Below are 17,056 nucleotides of genomic sequence, written 5' to 3'. Positions count from 1 at the left end.
CACGCGCGGGAGGGGCCACTTCTCGCTCCTCGTCAGACGCGCGGCGACCCGCCGTCGCTGCGCTCGACGCGGTAGCCCGCGGAGCGCAGGTGCGCGACGAGCTCTTCGCAGTGCTCGGGCCCCTTGGTCTCGACCTGCATGCGCACCCACGCCTCGCCGATCGCGAGGCCCACGTCGGTGCGGTCGTGGTCGATGTGCATGATGTTGCCGCGCCTCGCCGCGACCGCCTCGAGCATGCGCGCGAGGGCGCCGGGGCGGTCGTCGAGCAGCACCTGGAGCTGGATGTACCGGCCCGCGGCGGCGAGGCCGTGCCGCACGACCCGCAGCAGCACGAGCGGGTCGACGTTCCCTCCGGACAGCACGACGACGACCGGTCCCTCGACCGGGTCCGCCGCGCCCGCGTCGACCGCGGCCGTCCCGGACAGGAGCGCCGCGACGCCGGTCGCGGCGGCGGGCTCCACGAGCAGCTTCGCGCGCTCGGCGACCATGAGCAGGGACCGGGAGATCTCCTCCTCGGTCACGGTGCGCACCTCGACGCCGTGGTGCGCGACGATCCCGAACGGCACCGCACCCGGGGTCCCGACCGCGATGCCGTCGGCCATCGTCCCGGCGAGCCGGGCCGTCGTCGGCTCTCCCGCGGCGAGCGAGCCCGGGTAGGCCGCGGCACGCTCCGCCTGCACCCCGATGACGCGCACGTGCGGCGCGGCCTGGGCGAACGCCGCGGCGAGCCCGGCGACGAGGCCGCCGCCTCCGAGCGGGGCGACGACGGTCCGGACGTCGGGCACCTGCTCGAGGATCTCGAGCGCGATGGTCGCCTGACCCGCGACGACGTCGGGGTGGTCGAACGGGTGGATGAACACGGCGCCGGTGCGGTCGGCCTCGGCGCGCGCGGCGGCGAGCGTCTCGTCCACGTCGGCGCCGACGAGCCGGACCTCGGCGCCGTACTGGCGCGTCGCCGCGACCTTGGGGAGCGCGGCGTCGACCGGCATGTACACGACGGCCCGGATGCCGAGCAGGCCCGCGGCGAACGCGACGCCCTGCGCATGGTTGCCCGCGCTCGCCGCGACGACGCCGCGCGCCTTCTCGTCGGCGCTCAGGCGCGCCATGCGCACGTAGGCGCCGCGGACCTTGAACGACCCCGCGCGCTGGAGGTTCTCGCACTTGAGCAGGACCCGGACGCCGGCCGCCTCGCTGATCGCCCGGGTGGTGTGCACCGGCGTGCGGTACGCGACGCCGTCGAGCAGGCGGGCGGCGTCGCGGACGTCGCCGAGCGGGACGGGCACGGGACCTGAGGTCACCGCGCCTCTCCCGGTGTGCCCTCGCCCGGTGCGTCGGCGACGCCGGCGTCCTGCGTCTCCACGACCGCCGAGCCGCCGGCGTCGTGCGCCCGGCGACCGGGGCGGCGGCGCACGCCCGCGTCGTCGAGGTCGGACTCGGCGCGCGCGATGACGGGCGGCTGCGGGCTGCCGCGCACGACGACGCGGTCGTCGGTGCCGAGCTCGGGGAACTTGTCGTGGCCGTGCAGGTAGAGCACCACCGTGTTGAGCACCGCGGCGATCGGGACCGCGAACAGCGCGCCGACGATGCCCGCGGCGAAGCTACCGGCCGCGACGACGAGCAGGACGGCGACGGGGTGCAGCGAGACCGCGTGCCCCATGAGGAAGGGCTGGAGGATGTGGCCCTCGATCTGCTGCACGAGCAGCACGATGCCGAGCATGACGAGCGCCTGCACCCAGCCCTGCGCGACGAGCACGACGAGCACCGCGATGGACCCGGTGACGATGGCACCGACGATCGGGATGAACGACCCGACGAAGACGAGGATGCCGAGCGGCAGCGCGAGCGACGGCACGAAGAACGCGGCGCCGACGCCGATGCCGACCGCGTCGACCGCGGCGACGAGGATCTGGGTGCGCGTGTACGCGGCGAGCGTCACGATGCCGCGACGGCCGGCCTGGTGCACGCGGTCGCGGGCGCGCAGCGGGAGCAGCCCCACGACCCACGACCAGATCGAGCGGCCGTCGAGCAGGAAGAAGAACGTGCAGAACAGGGCGATGAGGGCCCCGGCGAGCACGTGGCCGATGGTCGTCGCCGCGCCCAGCGCGCCCGAGACGATCGAGTCCTGGTTCTCGGAGACCGCGGTCCCCGCCTGGTCGAGCCAGTGCGAGAGCGTGGTGGAGTCGAGGCCGAGGGGGCCGTCGGCGAGCCAGTTCGTGAACTGCTCGAAGCCCTCGACGGCCTGGTCGCGCAGGTCCTGGAAGCCGCTGACGATCTGCTGCCCCGCGATGGCGATGAGCCCCGCGACCACGACGATGAGCGCGATGAGCGCGGCGCCCGACGCGAGGCCGCGCGACATGCGCAGGTGCCGCCGGAAGAACCGCTGGACCGGCGTGAGGAGCACGGTGAGCAGCAGCGCCACCGCGATCGGCACGACGATCACCTTGAGCTGCGTCACGACCCACAGCCCGGCCGCGATCGCCGCGCCGATGAGCAGCAGGCGCCACGACCACGCGGCGGCCGAGCGCACGGCGTCGGGCACGGCCGCTGCGCCGGGACGCGCGGGAGGAAGCGGGTCGGGGGTGCGGTGCTGGTCCGTCTGCGCGCTCACAGCGCAACCCTAGGGGAGCGGCCCCCGCCGCGCGCCCCTGCGCACGGCGAGCCCGCGCGGTGTGCGCAGGATCTCCCCGTCAGGCGAGCGCCTGCCCGAGGTCGGCGAGGAGGTCCTCGACGTCCTCGATGCCGACGGACAGCCGGACGAGGTCGTCGGGGACCTCGAGCGCCGTGCCCGCGACGGAGCCGTGCGTCATGCGGCCGGGGTGCTCGACGAGCGACTCGACCCCGCCCAGCGACTCCGCGAGCGTGAACACCCGGGTGCGCGCGCACACGTCGAGCGCCTTGGCCTCGCTGCCCACTCGGAACGAGACCATGCCGCCGAACCCGGACATCTGACGCGCGGCGAGCTCGTGGCCCGGGTGCGACGCGAGGCCCGGGTAGATCACCTCGGTCACGGCCGGGTGCGCGTCGAGGAACTCCGCGACCGCGGCCGCGTTCGCCTGGTGGCGGTCCATGCGCACCGCGAGCGTCTTGAGCCCGCGCAGCGTGAGCCACGCGTCGAACGGCCCGGCGACGGCGCCCGACGCGTTCTGGTGGAAGCCCACCGCCCCCGCGACGTCCGTGCCGCCCGCGGGCGACGCGAGCCCGCCGGGGAGCTGCGCGGCCGTCGCCACGACGAGCGCTCCCCCGACGACGTCGCTGTGGCCCCCGACGTACTTCGTGGTCGAGTGCACGACGACGTCCGCCCCCAGCGCGAGCGGCTGCTGGAGGTAGGGCGTCGCGAACGTGTTGTCGACGACGAGCAGCGCCCCGGCGTCGTGCGCGACGCCCGCGAGCGCCGCGACGTCGCTCACGCCGAGCAGCGGGTTCGTGGGGGTCTCGACCCAGACGACGCGCGTCTCGGGGCGCACGGCCGCGCGCACGGCCTCGACGTCCGTGAGGTCGACGGGCGTGTGCTCGACGCCCCACGGCCCGAACACGCGGGCGATGAGGCGGTAGGTGCCGCCGTACGCGTCGTCGGGCACGATCACGTGGTCCCCGGGGCGCACGACGGCGCGCAGCAGCGTGTCCTCGGCCGCGAGGCCGGACGCGAAGGCGAACCCGCGCGCGGCGGGCGACCCGTCCGCCGTCGGGCGCAGGCCGCCGGACTCCGCGGCCGCGAGCGCCTCCTCGAGGGCGGTGCGCGTCGGGTTCGCGGAGCGCGAGTACTCGTAGCCGCCGCGCAGCCCGCCGACGCCGTCCTGCTTGTACGTCGAGACCTGGTGGATCGGCGGCACGACGGCGCCGGTCGTCGCGTCCGGGTCCTGGCCCGCGTGGATCGCACGCGTGGAGAAGCCGGTGGTGGTCCAGTCGGGGTGCTCGCTCGAGGTGGTCACCCGACCAGCCTAGGCGCACCCCCTGCGCCGAGCAGGCGGTCCTGGTCCGTCCCGCTACCCGGACGAGCCAGGACCACCTGCTCGGCGGCGGCCGTGGCGACGGCGGCCATGGCGGGGGCGGTGAGGCGGTGGCGGCCGCGACCGCCGCGGGGCACGGTAGGGAGGCGGGCGGCGACCGTCGTCCGACGACCCGGAAGGAGCCCGCGCATGAGGATCGACCTGGACGGCAGGAGGGCGCTCGTCACCGGCTCGGCGCAGGGGATCGGGCTCGCGATCTCGCGCACGCTCGCGGCGTGCGGCGCGGCGGTCGTCGTCAACGGGCGCTCCGAGGAGACGGCGCAGCGGGCCGCCGCCGACGTGCGCGAGCACGTGCCCGGGGCGGACGTGCTGGGCGTGGCCGCCGACCTCGCGACCGACGAGGGGACGGCGGCCGTGCTCGACGCCGTGCCGCACGTCGACGTGCTGGTGAACAACCTCGGCATCTTCTCGAGCGCGGACCCGCTCGCGATCGACGACGCCACGTGGCGCCGCTACTTCGAGGTGAACGTCCTCGCGGGCGTGCGGCTCACGCGCGCGTACCTGCCGGGGATGACGGAGCGCGGCTGGGGCCGGGTGCAGTTCGTCGGGAGCGACTCGGCGGTCGTGATCCCGGCCGAGATGATCCACTACGGCGTGACGAAGACGGCGCTGCTCGGCGTCTCGCGCGGGTTCGCCAAGGCGGCGGCGGGCACGGGCGTCACGGTGAACAGCGTGCTCGCCGGGCCCACGCACACGGGCGGGGTGGAGGCGTTCGCGCGCGAGCTCGTCGGCGACGACCTGCCGTGGGACGAGGCGCAGCGCGTGTTCATGCGCGAGCACCGCCCGCAGTCGCTGCTCCAGCGCCTCATCGAGCCGGAGGAGATCGCGCACATGGTCGCCTACCTCGCGTCACCGCTCGCGTCGGCGACGACCGGCGCCGCGGTGCGCGTCGACGGCGGGTACATCGACTCGATCGTCCCGTGAGAGGCTCGGGCCGGACGCGCGCCCGGGCCCCGGTCGCGGCACGTCCGCGGAACACCGACCGCCCCCGCCGCGTTCTACCCCGTGCCAGGACGATGCGTCGTGGGCCAGCGCCCCGGTCGTCCGGGCACCCTCAGGAGGTAAGCGATGAACTCGATCTTCGACGCGATCTTCGGCTCGTCCGGCAAGACGACGATGATCGCCCCCGAGGACGCGCTGCCCGGGCGCCAGTCGCCCGTGCTGCAGGCGCCGCGTCCCCACACCGTGCTCGGCACCTCGATCACTGGCCCGTGGCCCGAGGGCACGCGCGTGCTCTACCTGGCGATGGGCTGCTTCTGGGGCGCCGAGGAGATCTTCTGGCAGGTCCCCGGGGTGGTGAGCACCGCCGTCGGCTACATGGGCGGCACGACGCCGAACCCCACCTACGAGGAGGCGTGCACCGCGCGGACCGGCCACACCGAGACGGCGCTCGTCGCGTACGACCCGACGAAGGTCTCCGAGGAGGAGCTGCTCAAGATCTTCTGGGAGCGCCACGACCCGACGCAGGGCTACCGCCAGGGCAACGACGTCGGCACCCAGTACCGGTCCGCCGTGTACTGGACGACGCCCGAGCAGGAGCGGGCCGTCCGCGAGACGGCGGCGCGCTACTCCGCGGTGCTCGAGGCCAAGGGGTACGACCCGGTGACGACGGAGATGCGCCCCGCGGCCGAGGCCGGGCCGTTCTACTACGCCGAGGACTACCACCAGCAGTACCTCGACAAGAACCCGAACGGCTACCGCTGCCACGCGACCACGGGGGTCCCGTTCCCGAGCGCCGCGTAGCACCCGCCGAGAGGTGAGAAGTGGCCCCGGGTCCCGCCGGACCAGGGGCCACTTCTCGCATCTCGCCCGCGCGACGTCCCGCTGCCGCGTCCCGCCGAGGTGCGGGGCCGCCGGGGTCGCCCGCACGATGGGCCCATGACGATCCCCACCCTCGCGGCGCAGGACGGCACGACGATCCCCGCGATCGGCCTCGGCACCTACCGGCTCCAGGGCGAGGAGGGCGCGGACGCCGTCGCGCGCGCGATCGACGCGGGGTACCGGCTCGTCGACTCCGCGTTCAGCTACGAGAACGAGGGCGCCGTGGGCGCGGCGGTGCGCCGCTCGGGCGTCGCGCGCGAGGACGTGCTCGTGACGTCGAAGCTCCCCGGGCGCCACCACGCGCACGACGACGCCGTCCGGACGGTCGAGGAGTCGGTGCTGCGCACGGGCCTGGACTACCTCGACCTGTACCTCGTGCACTGGCCCAACCCGCGCGTGGGCCGGTACGTCGAGGCGTACGAGGCGCTCGTGGAGTGCCGCGACCGGGGCCTGGTCCGGCACGTCGGCGTCTCGAACTTCCTGCCCGAGCACCTGGACGCGGTGATCGCGGCGACGGGCGTGACGCCCGTCGTGAACCAGGTCGAGCTGCACCCGTACTTCCCGCAGCCGCTCCAGCGTGCGGCGGACGCGGAGCGCGGCGTCGTCACGGAGGCGTGGAGCCCGATCGGACGCGCGAACGACCTGCTCCGGGACCCGGTCGTCACGCAGGTCGCGGCCGCGCACGGCGTCTCCCCGGTGCAGGCGATCCTGCGCTGGCACGTGCAGCTCGGTGTCGTGCCGCTGCCGAAGGCGTCGTCGCCGGAGCGTCAGCGCGAGAACCTCGACGTGTTCTCGTTCGAGCTGACCACGCACGAGATGAACGCCCTGACCGGGCTCGCCCGGGCGGACGGGCGCACGAACGGCCAGGACCCGGCGGTGTACGAGGAGCTGTAGCGCCGGGGCTCGCACGGCCCGGTCGCGGCCCGGTCCCGGCGCGGCGGCGCGCGCCCCCGCCCGCCGGTCGTGGCACCGTGTGCGCGTGACCTCCGCCGCGCTCAGCCCGCTGCCCGACGCCGCCCGCCCGCCCTGGGCGGTCGGGTCGCCCCTGCGGCTGCTCGCCGCGGTCCTCGTGTCCGGCTCCGCGGTGCTGCTCTTCGCGGTCCACGCGCGCCCGCTCGGGTACGTCCCGCTCGTCCTCGGGGTCGCGCTCGGGCTGCTCGTGGACCGGCGCCTCGGCCGCGACCTCGCGCTGGTCGGCGTCGGGATGGGGATCATCTCGACCATCTCGCTGAAGGCCGACCTGTCCGACGCCGGCATGGTGCGCTTCGCCGTCGTGCTCTCCCTCGCGGTGCTCGTCCCGTGGGCGCTGTCCCGCTTCGTCTTCCGCGAGGACGCCGTCACGTTCCCCGTCGCGACGGGGCGCCGCTGGACGCGGGGGCAGGTCGTGTACCTGGTCGTGGTCGTCGTGGCGGGCTACCTGATCCTGCCGTTCTACTTCATCGGGTCGGGCGCGTACCTCAACTGGCCGCCGATCACGGGCGGCGCGGAGATCGCGCGCCTGTTCGTCGGCGTCAACGCGGTGGGCATCTGGGACGAGCTGTTCTTCGTGTGCGTGGTCTTCGCGCTGTACCGCGAGCACTTCGGGGTGTGGACGGCGAACCTGCTGCAGGCGACGGTCTTCGTGTCGTTCCTCTGGGAGCTCGGCTACCGCGAGTGGGGCCCGCTGCTCACCGTGCCGTTCGCGCTCGTCCAGGGCTGGATCTTCTCCTGGAGCAAGTCGCTCACGTACGTCGTGGCCGTCCACCTGCTGTTCGACGTCGTGGTGTTCGCCGTGCTGGTGCACGCCCACCACCCGGAGTTGTTCGACGTCTTCGTCACCGCGCCGCGCTGACGGCGCCGCCCGCGGGCGGGGTCAGGACGGTCGGGCGAGCAGCACGCGGCGCACCCCGTCGACGCGGCACGCCGCCGCGACGGCCGTCGTGGCGGGACCGGCGAGCACCGTCACCGCCGCCACGACCACGGCGACGCCCACGGCCGCGCCGGCCACGACGTCGTGCGGGAAGTGCACGCCCTGGGCGACGCGGGCCGCCGCGACCGCCACGGCCAGCAGGGCCGGCACGACGACCCACACCGCGAGGTCGCGCGTACGGGAGCGGGTCGCGTGCCGCGCCGGCACGGCGCCGGGGACCCGCACGGCCGGCGCGCCGGCGAGGACGACGGCGGTCGCGAGGGCGAACGCGATCGCGGTGTGGTTGCTCGGGAACGACCAGTCGCCCGCCGCGGGGCAGTGCGCGACCTCGACCAGCTCCCAGCAACCGCGCGGCTGGCGGACGAGCGACTTCACGGCCTCGCTCGCGGCGTAGGCGGCGACGGCGCCCACGCCGGCGACGAGCGTCGTCGCGACCGCGGGCGGGCCGCCCCGGCGCGAGCGCCAGGCCACGAGCGCGCACCAGGCCACGAGCACGAGCACGCCGCCCTCGGCGACGAGCTCCGTCCCGGGGAGGTCGGCCGTGCGCGCCGTGACGGCGAGGTAGAGGGACTCGCTCGGCCCGCGCAGCATCCGGGCGACGAGGACGACGAGCGCCGCCCCGACGAGCCACGACAGCGCCACGAGCGCCTGCCCCGCCAGCCCGGACGACGGCTCGGGGGCCGTGGGTCCGGCCGGCGCGCCGTCGCTCTCGTCACGCGTCGGGGCGGCGTCGGGCAGGGTCGTGGTGCGGGACGAATCGGGCGAAGTCATCGAACGAGGGTATGCCGGGTGAACCACGGGTGAACATCCGCCCCGCGGCGGACGTCCGCCGCGGGGCGTCCCCCCGGGGCGGTACCTCGCGGGACCGCCGGTGCGACCCGCGACCGGCGACCGCGGGGGCGGCCCTACCGGGTGCCCGAGCCGTCCTCGGCGGGGACGTCGTCCGCAGGGACGTAGAACGCCGTCGTGGCGGCGACGCGGGCGGCGACGTCGTCCGCGTCGAGCCCGTCGGCCGCGGCGAGCGCCGCTCCCCACGCCTCGCTGCTCGCGACGTTGAACGCGCGCAGCTCGGGGCTCGCGAGGACGGCCTCGGGGTCGAGCGTCGCCCCGCCGTCGAGGTGCAGCCCGAGGCCCAGCAGCGCGCCGTCCCACCCGACGCCGACGGCGCCCGGGCCGAACTGGTCCCACATCTCCGGCGGCACGACGGCGGTGTGCTCGAGCGTGAGCGTGGTGCCGCCGTCCGGCGCAGGCGCGAGCCGGACCTCGACGACGGACGAGTCCTCCGGCGTCGGCGGGCCCATGACCCACGTGAGCCGCAGGAGCCGCGGGGCCTCGCACGCGCGGATCTCGCCGCCGGCGTTGCCCTCGACCTGGTAGGTGCCGCCCACCCGGAGGTCGCCCGTCACGGGCAGGAACCAGCGCGGGATGCGCTCGGGGTCGGTGACGGCGTCCCACACGTCCTCGACGTCGGCCGGGTAGGTGCGCTCGAGGGTGACGACCCGTGCCGCACCGGCGGGCAGGTCTCCCGTCCCGACGGTGCGCCGCGCGGCCTCGAGCTCGGCGATGAAGTCCTTCATGCTGTCCTCCTGGTGGTGTCGGTGGGGCGCTCGTCGTCCTCGTCGGCGCCGGCTGCCGTCGCCCGACGGCGCTCGCGGGCGCCCCGGGCGAGCTCGGTCCCGAGCGCGTCCAGCCGCTGCTCCCAGAACCGGCGCAGGCCCGCGGTCCAGTCCTCGACCTCGTCGAGGGCGGCCGGGTCGAGCGCGTAGAGGCGCCGGGTCCCGTCCGGACGCACCGACGCGAACCCGCTGGTCCGCAGCACGCGCAGGTGCTGCGACACCGCGGGCTGGCTGATGCCGAACTCCTCCCCCACGCGCGCCGCGATCTCGCCGGCGGGCTGCTCGCCGTGCGCGAGGTGCTCGAGGATCCGGCGACGCACCGGGTCGCCGAGGACGTCGAACGCTTCCATGACCCCCATCATTCAGACTGTGCTTATATAAGTCAAGGCCTATGTTGCGAGCGCGCGTGCCATGACCCGCTGCGGCCCGGCGCTGCCCCCGAGGTACGCGCCGCGGTCGTGCATCCCCGCACGGGCGTACGCGCGCCGCCCCGCCGCGTTGCGATCGTTGACCGTGAGGACGAGCGCCCCGTACGGCGTCGTCCGCCCGCGCAGCGCCGCGAGCGCTGCGACGGCGCCGGGAAGGTCCCGGACGACGCGCGACCCGACGCCGCCGCCCTGCGCCGCGACGTCGACGAGGAAGCCGCGGAACAGCACGACGTCGTCCGGGGCGACGCCGTCGAGCAGCGCCGCGACCTCGGCCGGGGCACCGCCCGGGTGCAGCACGCCGAGCGCGACGGGGTCGCCGCCCGGCGGCCGGGCGACCAGCAGGTGCCGTCCCGGGTCGGCGTGGGCCGCGGCGACGACGTCGGCCGCGGGCGGCACGAACTCCTCCTGCCCGGGTCCCAGCCGGAGCCGGAGCGCGGCGGCGAGCAGCCGGCCCCGCTCGTCCGGGGGCACCGCGTCGAGCAGCACGAGCTCGACCGGGCCACCCGGAGCCTGCGGCGCGGGCGGCGGAGCCGTCACCGCCGCTTCCCGCCCCGACCACGGGCGCCCCGGCCCTTCGGCGTTCCGCGGCCCTGCGCGCCGCCCCCGCCGCGCCCGCCACCCCCTCCCGCACGACCGGTGCCCGCTCCGCCGCGACCCGTGCCCGCTCCCCCGCGGCCCGCGCCACCGCGCGCGTCGCGGTCGCGGCGCTCGCGGGCGGGCGCGGCGTCCTCCGCGGGCGCCGTCGCGCGACGCCCGCGCGAGCTGTTGGCCGTGCGGCCCCGGACGATCCCGACCATCTCCTCGACGAGGTCGTCGTCGCGGTCCGCGACCCACGCGAGCGCGACGGGGGCCGACGGCGCCCCCTCCAGGCGGCGGTAGGTGACGTCCTTGCGGTGGTGCAGGCGCGCGAGCGACTGCGGCACGACCGCCACCCCGACGTTCGCGGCGACCAGCACGACCGCGTCGCCGGTCGTCGCGGGCCGCTCGTCGGCCGGCCGCCCCGGTGGCTGCGGCGCGTCGTCCGCGGCCCCGGCCTCGCCCGCCCACGGCACGACGTCGTCGAGCGGCCGCAGCAGCACGTCGTCGGCGAGGTCGTCGAGCGCGACCGGCTCCTCGGGCTCCAGGGCGGCGAGCAGGTGGTCGCGCGACACGAGCACGACCGGCGCCTCCTCGTAGAGACGGATCGCGCTCAGCACGTCGCGGTCGACGGGCAGGCGCAGGATCGCGGCGTCGGCCTCGTCGTCGCGCAGCGCCCGCTCCGCGTCGCCGGGCTCGACGGCGACGAGCTCGAGCGGCACGTCGGGGAGGCGCTCGCGCCACGTGCGCACCCACTTGGCCGGGGTCGCGCCGGGGACGTACGCGAGCCGGAACCGGCGGCCGGCCCCGTCGTCCCCGCCGCCGTCGGTCGTTGCCTCGGGAGCCGTGCCCGCGTCGTCGTCCACCCGGACAGCCTAGGCGCGCGGTCCCGCGCGCTCCCGCCCGAGGTGCACCGGGCCCGGCTCCGGTCCGTCGCGGGCCCGCCGGACGCCCGCCGCGCGCCCCGCCGCGGACCGCCGGCACCCGACCGGCCGACTACCCTGGAGCCCATGACCCCCAAGCAGTCCGCGCAGACCATGAAGCCCGCCACCGCGGCGAAGAAGCTCGGGGTGTACCTGCCCGCCACGCCGCAGGAGTTCCAGGAGGGCACCATCACCCGGGCCCAGCTCGAGGAGATGGAGAAGAACCCGCCCCAGTGGCTCGCGGACCTGCGCCGCAACGGCCCGCACCCGCGGCCCGTCGTCGCGGGCCGGCTCGGCGTCTCGATCTCCGGCCTCACGCGCGGCGGCCTCACCGAGCCGCTGACCACCGACGAGATCGACGCGCTGCGCCAGGACCCGCCGGAGTGGCTGACGGCCGAGCGCGAGGTGCAGAAGAAGGTCCGCGCCGAGGAGGAGCGGCTCGCCGCCGCGCGCGCGAAGAAGGGCTGAGCCGCGTCCTGCGGGACCGCGTCTGCCGGGCGGCCCGACCGGCCTCAGTCCGGGCGCGGTGCCTCCGTCGCGGCGTCCGTCGCAGCGTCCGTCGCGGCGTCCGTCGTGGTGGCCGCGCGGTCGGTGTGGCCGAGCGACAGGTCGGGCGCGACGGCGTCGCGCACCCGCCGCTTGAGGTCCGGGATCTCGGGGAACCCGCCGTCGACGCGGCGGTCCCACAGCAGCACCGGCCCGTCCCCGGCGTCGAGCGTGACCCGGAAGACGCCGTCCGTGCCGGGCACGAGGGCCACCTCGCCCAGGCGCGTGCGGAACGTCTGCAGGAGCTCCTGCGCGACCCACGCCGCGCGCAGCAGCCAGCGGCACTGCGTGCAGTACTCGACCGCCACGCGCGCGGTCCCGCGCGCCTCGGCGGGCGCGGTCGGAGCCTCTGCCCGCGCGGAGGACTCCGCAGGCGCCTCGGCGGGCGCGGGGGCGTGCGGGCCGGGCTGACCTCCGTCGTCCGTCATGGCGCCCAGCGTACGGGCGACGGCCGGGCGCGCGGGTGGCCGTACACCGCCGTCGGACCGGCTCAGGCGCCCCGCTCGGCCGGGAGGCGGCCGCTCGTCACGGCGGCCTCGAGCGCGGCGTAGTCGCCCTCGACGACGTCCGCGTACGCGCGCGACCACCGCGCGAGGGACTCGTCGAACACGTCCGAGCGGCCGAGGTAGCCGTGCGCCACGCGCGCGCCCGGCGACTGGCTGTGCGCGCGGGCGAGCACGCGCCCGCACAGCTCCCCGTACCGCACGAACTGCGAGGCCGAGAGCCGGCCGAGCTCGACGGACCCCTTCATGTCGCGGAACTGGCGCCAGTAGAAGTCGACGCGCGGGCGGCCCGTGCGGTCGGGCGCCTCGACGGTCGTCCACCCCAGGAACGGGTCGGACTGCGCCTGCAGGATGCGCTGGGCGGCGACCACCCGGCGGCCCTGGGCGGGCACGGCGCCGGCGGGCACGAGCCCGGACGGCAGCGCGTCGACCATCCCGCCGTACGTCGCGAGGACCGACGACGTCGCCTCCTTCACCTGCAGCACGAGCGGCTCCCCCGCGGGCCCCTCGAGGAGCACGATGTAGCAGCGTGTCCCGACGCTCCCGACGCCCACGACGCGCAGCACGAAGTCCACGACCGTGAACTGGCTCAGCAGGAGCCGGACGTCGGCGCGCAGGGGCTCGCGGTACGCCTCGAACAGCGTCGTGAGCTCGTCGACGCTCGCCGTGCCCACGTGCTGGGTGACGGGCGGCTGGTCGACGATCCGCGTGCGGCCGTCGGCGGTCCGGCTCGTGATCTTCCGCACCACCTGCTCCGACGTGCGCCGCCGCGCCTTGCGCACGGTCCGCTCGAGCTCCTCGCGCCCGCCGTCGAGCAGCAGGGGCTCGATGACCGCGGTGTCGACGAGGAACGCGTAGCGCTCGAGGGCGTCACGCGCGAACGCCTCGGCGAGCGTCTCGCGGTACCCGCGCACCGCGCTGCGCGCGGCGTCCGCGCAGTCGTGCTCGGCCAGGCCCTTGTCCCGCCCGCCCACGTACATGCTCGCCGCGAGGCGCTTGACGTCCCACTCCCACGGGGCGTCCGACGCCTCGTCGAAGTCGTTGAGGTCGAACAGGACCCGCCGCTCGGGCGACGCGAAGAGCCCGAAGTTGGAGACGTGCGCGTCCCCGCACGCGACGACCTGGACGCCGGTCCGGGGGCCGTCGCGCAGGTCGTGGGCCATGGTCGCGGCGGTGCCGCGGTAGAACGCGAAGGGCGACTCGAGCATCCGGCCGATGCGCAGCGGGACGAGGTCCTGGAGCCGGTCGCGGTTCTGCTCCTCGACGATCGCGACCGGGTCGCGCTCCGGCAGCAGCAGCGCGCCCTGCGTGCGACGCGGCACCCGGTCGCGCAGCGCGCGCCCGACGGCACGGGACTCGACCAGGGTGCGTGGGACGTCCACGGGTGCCTCCTCGCTCTCCGCAGTCGCACAGTAGCGCTCCGCCGGGCGCGCGGCGCGGCGACCACCGGGCGTCGGGGAGACTGGGGCGGTGACGACCTCGCCCGACCTCGCCGCCCTCCTGGAGCGCCTGCGCACCCACGACGTCGGTCCGGACCGGGAGGACGCACCGGTCGCCGTCGACCCGGCCGACCGACTGCTGCTCGACGAGGCGGCGCCCCTGCTCGCCGGCGTCGCGCCGGGGGCCGTGGCCGTCGTCGACGACCGGTACGGCGCCCTCACCCTGGGTGCGGCGCTGCTCACCGGGGCAGGACCCGCCGGGGGGCGCGTGCGCGTCCACCAGGACGCGTGCACCGCGGAGGCGGCGCTCGACGCGAACGCGCGCGCGGCGGGGATGGCGACGGCGTACGACCGCCGCGGACTCGACGCGGGGCTCCTGGCCGGGGCGCGGGTCGTGCTGCTGCGGCTCCCCCGCGGCCTCGCGGCGCTGCGCGACGTCGCAGAGCACGTCGCGCGCGCGGCCGGGCCGGACGTCGTGCTCCTCGGGAGCGCGCGCGTCAAGCACATGACGCGCGCGATGAACGACGTCCTCGCCGAGTCGTTCGGCGAGGTGCGCGCGAGCCTCGCCCGGGGCAAGTCCCGCGTGCTCGTCGCGTCGGCGCCCCGGCCGGCGCGCCCGCTCACCTACCCGGTCGTCACCGACCTGGCCGACGTCGGCCTGCGGGTCGCGGCGTTCGGCGCCGCCTTCGCGGGAGCGGGCCTGGACCTCGGCACGCGGTTCCTGCTCGACCGGCTCGGCGCCGACGACGGACCGACCCCCGGCGGGCAGGGTGCGGCGCCGCGCGACGTCGTCGACCTCGGGTGCGGGACGGGCCTGCTCGCCGCGTGGGCGGCCCGGCGCTGGCCCGACGCGCGGGTGGTCGCCGCCGACCGCTCGGACGCCGCCGTCCGCTCGACGGCGCTCACGGCGCGCGAGAACGGCGTCGCCGACCGTGTGCGGACGGTGCGCGACGACGCGGGCGCGACCCTCGCGGACGCGAGCGCCGACGTCGTGCTGCTCAACCCGCCGTTCCACGACGGCGCGGCGGTGCGCACCGACGCGGCGCACCGCATGTTCGCGACCGCGGGGCGCGTGCTGCGTCCGGGCGGCGAGCTGTGGTGCGTCTGGAACTCGCACCTGCGGTACCGCCCCGCGCTCGAGCGCGCGGTCGGGCCCACGACGCAGGTCGCGCGCGACCCGCGCTTCACGGTGACGCGGTCCGTGCGGCGCTGAGCGGCGGGCGCCCGTCGTGGATGATCACCGCGACGGGCACCCCGCGCTCAGGAGGTCACTGGACGTCGACGACGTCCACGACGAAGACGAGCGTGTCCGTGCCGCCGATGCCGGCCTGCGGCACGCCGCGCTGGCCGTAGCCGTGCTCCGGCGGGATCGAGAGCAGCACGCGGGAGCCGACGTTCTGGCCCACGAGGCCCTTGTCCCAGCCGCCGATGACGGCGCCGACGCCGATGGGGAAGGCGATGGTGTCGCCGCGGTCGTAGGAGTTGTCGAAGACGTGCCCGCCCCAGGTCTGGCCGAGGTAGTGCACGACGATGTTGCGCCCCGACGTGACGGCCGGGCCGTCGCCCTCGGTGAGCACGACCACCTGCAGACCGCTGGGCGCGTCCGTCTCGGGGAAGGTGAGCGTCGGCTTCTCGCCGAAGGATCCCGAGGCGGTGGGGAGGGTGGGCTGGTCGGTCACGAGGTTGCCTCTCGTCGGGTGCAGGAAGGCCCGCGCGGGCGCGGGTCTCCCTACCCTACGCGGGTCGCCCGGCCCCGGCCGGGCGCGATCGCCGGAACTCTTGCCCTCGTTGGCTAATGGCATTAGCCTTGCAGCTATGACCACGAGCCAGCAACCGAGCGTGCGCCACCTCGCCCGCGCCGAGGGACGCCTCGCCTACACCGACCAGGGCTCCGGCCCGCTCGTCGTCGCCGCGCCCGGCATGGGCGACCTCCGCGCCACCTACGACGACGTCGTCCCCCACCTCCTCGCCGCGGGCCACCGCGTGGTCGCCATGGACCTGCGCGGCCACGGCGACAGCGACACGACCTTCGCGACGCACGGCGACGAGGCGACCGCGTCCGACTACGTCGCGCTCGTCGAGCACCTGGGCGCCGGCCCGGCCGTCCTGCTGGGCAGCTCCATGGCGGCGTCGGCCGCCGTGGTCGCCGCGGCCCTGCGTCCCGACCTCGTGCGCGGGCTCGTCCTGCTCGACGGGTTCCTGCGCGAGCCGTCGTCCCCCGCGAGGCTCCGCGCGATGCGCGTGCTCTACCGCGTCGCGCTCGCCCGACCGTGGGGCGCGGCGTTCTGGGCCTCGTTCTACGGCTCGCTGAACAAGGGCCGCACCCCCGCGCGCCTCGCCGCGCACCAGGCCGCGATCCGCGCCAACCTCTCCGAGCCGGGGCGCCTGCGCTCCTTCCGGGACCTCACCCTCCAGCTCGACCACCGCGTCGTCGAGCCGCGCGTCGCCCAGGTCGAGGCGCCCGTGCTCGCGGTCTACGGCGCGCTCGACCCCGACTACGCCGACCCGGCCGCCGAGGCCGCGTGGGCCGAGCAGGCGCTCGGCGCGACCACGCTCCTGCTGCCCGACGTCGGCCACTACCCCCAGCTCCAGGCGCCCGAGGAGGTCGTGGCCGCGACCCTCGACTTCCTCTCCGGGCTGCCCGACGCCGACGCGCGCCCGGATGCCGAGCGGTCGGAGGACGCTCGTGGCTAGGGCCGGGCTGTCCCACGACGCCGTCGTCCGGATCGCGCTCGACCTCGTCGACGCCGGCGGCCCGACGGGCTTCGCCGACCTCACGCTCGCCAAGGTCGCCGCGCAGGCAGGCGTCGCGACGCCGAGCCTGTACAAGCACGTCGGCTCGCTCGCCGCGCTGCGCCGCGAGGTCGCCGTCGTCGCCGTCGGGGACTACACGCGCGCCCTCACCGACGCGACGGTCGGCCTCGCCGGGCCCGACGCCGTCGCCGCCCTCGCGCACGCGACCCGGGGGTACGCCCGGGCGCACCCCGGCCGGTACGCGGCCGTGCAGGTCGCCCCCGACCCGGACGACCCCGCGGACGCCGCGCTGTCGGCGGCCGCGGGGCGCAGCGTCCAGGTCGTCGCCGCGGTGCTGCGCGGGTTCGACCTCCCCGAGGACCGCACGGTCGACGCCGTCCGGTCCGTGCGCGCGAGCCTGCACGGCTTCGTCGCGCTCGAGCTCGGCGGCGGCTTCCGCCTGCCCGACGACCTCGACCGCAGCTTCGACCTGCACGTCCGCGCGCTCCTCGCGGGCCTGGCATCCCTCGCGCGCCCGCCGGCCGGAGCCTGAGG

19 protein-coding genes are annotated in these 17,056 nt (G+C 76.4%); 8 read left to right on the top strand and 11 right to left on the bottom strand.

The genetic code is table 11. The features are described 5' to 3' along the window. Positions 1 to 32: 32 nt before the first annotated feature. The 3 genes from ilvA to BXA05_RS15045 form a co-directional block, all read right to left on the bottom strand. Positions 33 to 1,298 carry a threonine ammonia-lyase gene (gene ilvA, locus BXA05_RS15055; protein WP_076405883.1) on the bottom strand — a complete coding sequence of 422 codons (1,266 nt, stop codon included), beginning with the start codon at positions 1,296 to 1,298 and terminating at the stop codon, positions 33 to 35. After that, positions 1,295 to 2,608: an AI-2E family transporter gene (locus tag BXA05_RS15050; RefSeq protein ID WP_083711927.1), complete on the bottom strand. Its 1,314-nt coding sequence runs from the start codon at positions 2,606 to 2,608 to the stop codon at positions 1,295 to 1,297. The genes ilvA and BXA05_RS15050 overlap by 4 nt, the downstream gene beginning before the upstream one ends. 79 nt (positions 2,609 to 2,687) lie before the next feature. Beyond that, complete coding sequence (locus BXA05_RS15045) at positions 2,688 to 3,929, bottom strand: cystathionine gamma-synthase (RefSeq protein WP_076405881.1); 1,242 nt, start codon at positions 3,927 to 3,929, stop codon at positions 2,688 to 2,690. Between the two features lie 207 nt (positions 3,930 to 4,136). Between BXA05_RS15045 and BXA05_RS15035 the strand changes: the two genes are divergently transcribed. From BXA05_RS15035 to BXA05_RS15020, 4 genes are all read left to right on the top strand, one after another. Beyond that, the gene (locus BXA05_RS15035; protein ID WP_076405877.1) at positions 4,137 to 4,931 is read left to right on the top strand and encodes an SDR family NAD(P)-dependent oxidoreductase; all 795 of its coding nucleotides are present in this window, start codon (positions 4,137 to 4,139) and stop codon (positions 4,929 to 4,931) included. 144 nt (positions 4,932 to 5,075) lie between these two features. Further along, complete coding sequence (msrA, locus tag BXA05_RS15030) at positions 5,076 to 5,750, top strand: peptide-methionine (S)-S-oxide reductase MsrA (RefSeq protein WP_034653375.1); 675 nt, start codon at positions 5,076 to 5,078, stop codon at positions 5,748 to 5,750. A gap of 135 nt (positions 5,751 to 5,885) precedes the next feature. Further along, on the top strand, positions 5,886 to 6,722 hold the full coding sequence (locus BXA05_RS15025; protein ID WP_061267449.1) for an aldo/keto reductase: 837 nt from the start codon (positions 5,886 to 5,888) through the stop codon (positions 6,720 to 6,722). 109 nt (positions 6,723 to 6,831) lie between these two features. Continuing rightward, complete coding sequence (locus BXA05_RS15020; protein ID WP_034653394.1) at positions 6,832 to 7,659, top strand: CPBP family intramembrane glutamic endopeptidase; 828 nt, start codon at positions 6,832 to 6,834, stop codon at positions 7,657 to 7,659. A 21-nt stretch (positions 7,660 to 7,680) separates the two neighbouring features. On the opposite strand, the gene BXA05_RS15015 is transcribed toward BXA05_RS15020, so the two are convergent. The 5 genes from BXA05_RS15015 to BXA05_RS14995 all read right to left on the bottom strand — a co-directional run bounded on the left by BXA05_RS15015 (position 7,681) and on the right by BXA05_RS14995 (position 11,223). Then, a complete protein-coding gene (locus BXA05_RS15015; RefSeq protein ID WP_076405875.1) occupies positions 7,681 to 8,508 on the bottom strand; it encodes a phosphatase PAP2 family protein in 828 nt (275 codons plus the stop codon). 134 nt (positions 8,509 to 8,642) lie between these two features. Then, entirely contained in the window at positions 8,643 to 9,314 is a 672-nt protein-coding gene (locus BXA05_RS15010) for an SRPBCC family protein (RefSeq protein WP_076405873.1), read from the bottom strand. Then, a complete protein-coding gene (locus BXA05_RS15005) occupies positions 9,311 to 9,703 on the bottom strand; it encodes an ArsR/SmtB family transcription factor (protein ID WP_061267446.1) in 393 nt (130 codons plus the stop codon). Before BXA05_RS15005 ends, BXA05_RS15010 begins: the two co-directional genes overlap by 4 nt. 39 nt (positions 9,704 to 9,742) lie before the next feature. Continuing rightward, positions 9,743 to 10,318 (bottom strand): hypothetical protein, encoded by a 576-nt coding sequence (locus tag BXA05_RS15000; protein ID WP_076405871.1) that lies wholly within the window; start codon positions 10,316 to 10,318, stop codon positions 9,743 to 9,745. Beyond that, positions 10,315 to 11,223, bottom strand: a complete 909-nt coding sequence (locus BXA05_RS14995) for a substrate-binding domain-containing protein (protein WP_076405869.1) — start codon at positions 11,221 to 11,223, stop codon at positions 10,315 to 10,317. The genes BXA05_RS15000 and BXA05_RS14995 overlap by 4 nt, the downstream gene beginning before the upstream one ends. Positions 11,224 to 11,367: 144 nt before the next feature. Between BXA05_RS14995 and BXA05_RS14990 the strand changes: the two genes are divergently transcribed. Continuing rightward, entirely contained in the window at positions 11,368 to 11,748 is a 381-nt protein-coding gene (locus BXA05_RS14990) for a DUF5997 family protein (RefSeq protein WP_034650386.1), read from the top strand. Between the two features lie 44 nt (positions 11,749 to 11,792). Here the strand turns inward: BXA05_RS14990 and BXA05_RS14985 are convergent, their stop codons facing one another. Both BXA05_RS14985 and BXA05_RS14980 read right to left on the bottom strand, forming a co-directional pair. Beyond that, on the bottom strand, positions 11,793 to 12,254 hold the full coding sequence (locus tag BXA05_RS14985) for an Rdx family protein (protein WP_083711926.1): 462 nt from the start codon (positions 12,252 to 12,254) through the stop codon (positions 11,793 to 11,795). Positions 12,255 to 12,316: 62 nt separating this feature from the next. Continuing rightward, entirely contained in the window at positions 12,317 to 13,711 is a 1,395-nt protein-coding gene (locus tag BXA05_RS14980; RefSeq protein WP_076405867.1) for a DUF2252 domain-containing protein, read from the bottom strand. Between the two features lie 88 nt (positions 13,712 to 13,799). Here BXA05_RS14980 and BXA05_RS14975 point away from each other — a divergent pair, with 88 nt between their 5' ends. Beyond that, complete coding sequence (locus tag BXA05_RS14975; protein WP_076405865.1) at positions 13,800 to 14,981, top strand: class I SAM-dependent methyltransferase; 1,182 nt, start codon at positions 13,800 to 13,802, stop codon at positions 14,979 to 14,981. A 55-nt stretch (positions 14,982 to 15,036) separates the two neighbouring features. Here BXA05_RS14975 and BXA05_RS14970 read toward each other — a convergent pair whose 3' ends face one another. After that, a complete protein-coding gene (locus tag BXA05_RS14970) occupies positions 15,037 to 15,447 on the bottom strand; it encodes an FKBP-type peptidyl-prolyl cis-trans isomerase (protein WP_009864026.1) in 411 nt (136 codons plus the stop codon). 136 nt (positions 15,448 to 15,583) lie between these two features. Here BXA05_RS14970 and BXA05_RS14965 point away from each other — a divergent pair, with 136 nt between their 5' ends. Together BXA05_RS14965 and BXA05_RS14960 are read left to right on the top strand one after the other, a co-directional pair. Then, complete coding sequence (locus BXA05_RS14965; RefSeq protein ID WP_076405863.1) at positions 15,584 to 16,462, top strand: alpha/beta fold hydrolase; 879 nt, start codon at positions 15,584 to 15,586, stop codon at positions 16,460 to 16,462. Continuing rightward, positions 16,455 to 17,054, top strand: coding sequence for a TetR/AcrR family transcriptional regulator (locus tag BXA05_RS14960; protein ID WP_076405861.1), 600 nt, complete (start codon positions 16,455 to 16,457; stop codon positions 17,052 to 17,054). Before BXA05_RS14965 ends, BXA05_RS14960 begins: the two co-directional genes overlap by 8 nt. Positions 17,055 to 17,056: the final 2 nt, after the last annotated feature.

The organism is Cellulosimicrobium funkei (assembly GCF_900155925.1).
Lineage (GTDB): Bacteria > Actinomycetota > Actinomycetes > Actinomycetales > Cellulomonadaceae > Cellulosimicrobium > Cellulosimicrobium funkei.
Note: the sequence above shows the minus strand (reverse complement) of the source record. Positions and strands in the feature narration are given on the sequence as shown.

What these genes read in the sequence shown, in the direction of transcription:
- BXA05_RS14990 (WP_034650386.1), top strand. Translation starts at nt 11,368, where the DNA reads ATGACCCCCAAGCAGTCCGCGCAGACCATGAAGCCCGCCACCGCGGCG.
- BXA05_RS15015 (WP_076405875.1), bottom strand. Translation starts at nt 8,508, where the DNA reads ATGACTTCGCCCGATTCGTCCCGCACCACGACCCTGCCCGACGCCGCC.
- BXA05_RS14985 (WP_083711926.1), bottom strand. Translation starts at nt 12,254, where the DNA reads ATGACGGACGACGGAGGTCAGCCCGGCCCGCACGCCCCCGCGCCCGCC.
- BXA05_RS15005 (WP_061267446.1), bottom strand. Translation starts at nt 9,703, where the DNA reads ATGGAAGCGTTCGACGTCCTCGGCGACCCGGTGCGTCGCCGGATCCTC.
- msrA (WP_034653375.1), top strand. Translation starts at nt 5,076, where the DNA reads ATGAACTCGATCTTCGACGCGATCTTCGGCTCGTCCGGCAAGACGACG.
- BXA05_RS14965 (WP_076405863.1), top strand. Translation starts at nt 15,584, where the DNA reads ATGACCACGAGCCAGCAACCGAGCGTGCGCCACCTCGCCCGCGCCGAG.
- BXA05_RS15035 (WP_076405877.1), top strand. Translation starts at nt 4,137, where the DNA reads ATGAGGATCGACCTGGACGGCAGGAGGGCGCTCGTCACCGGCTCGGCG.
- BXA05_RS15025 (WP_061267449.1), top strand. Translation starts at nt 5,886, where the DNA reads ATGACGATCCCCACCCTCGCGGCGCAGGACGGCACGACGATCCCCGCG.
- BXA05_RS15010 (WP_076405873.1), bottom strand. Translation starts at nt 9,314, where the DNA reads ATGAAGGACTTCATCGCCGAGCTCGAGGCCGCGCGGCGCACCGTCGGG.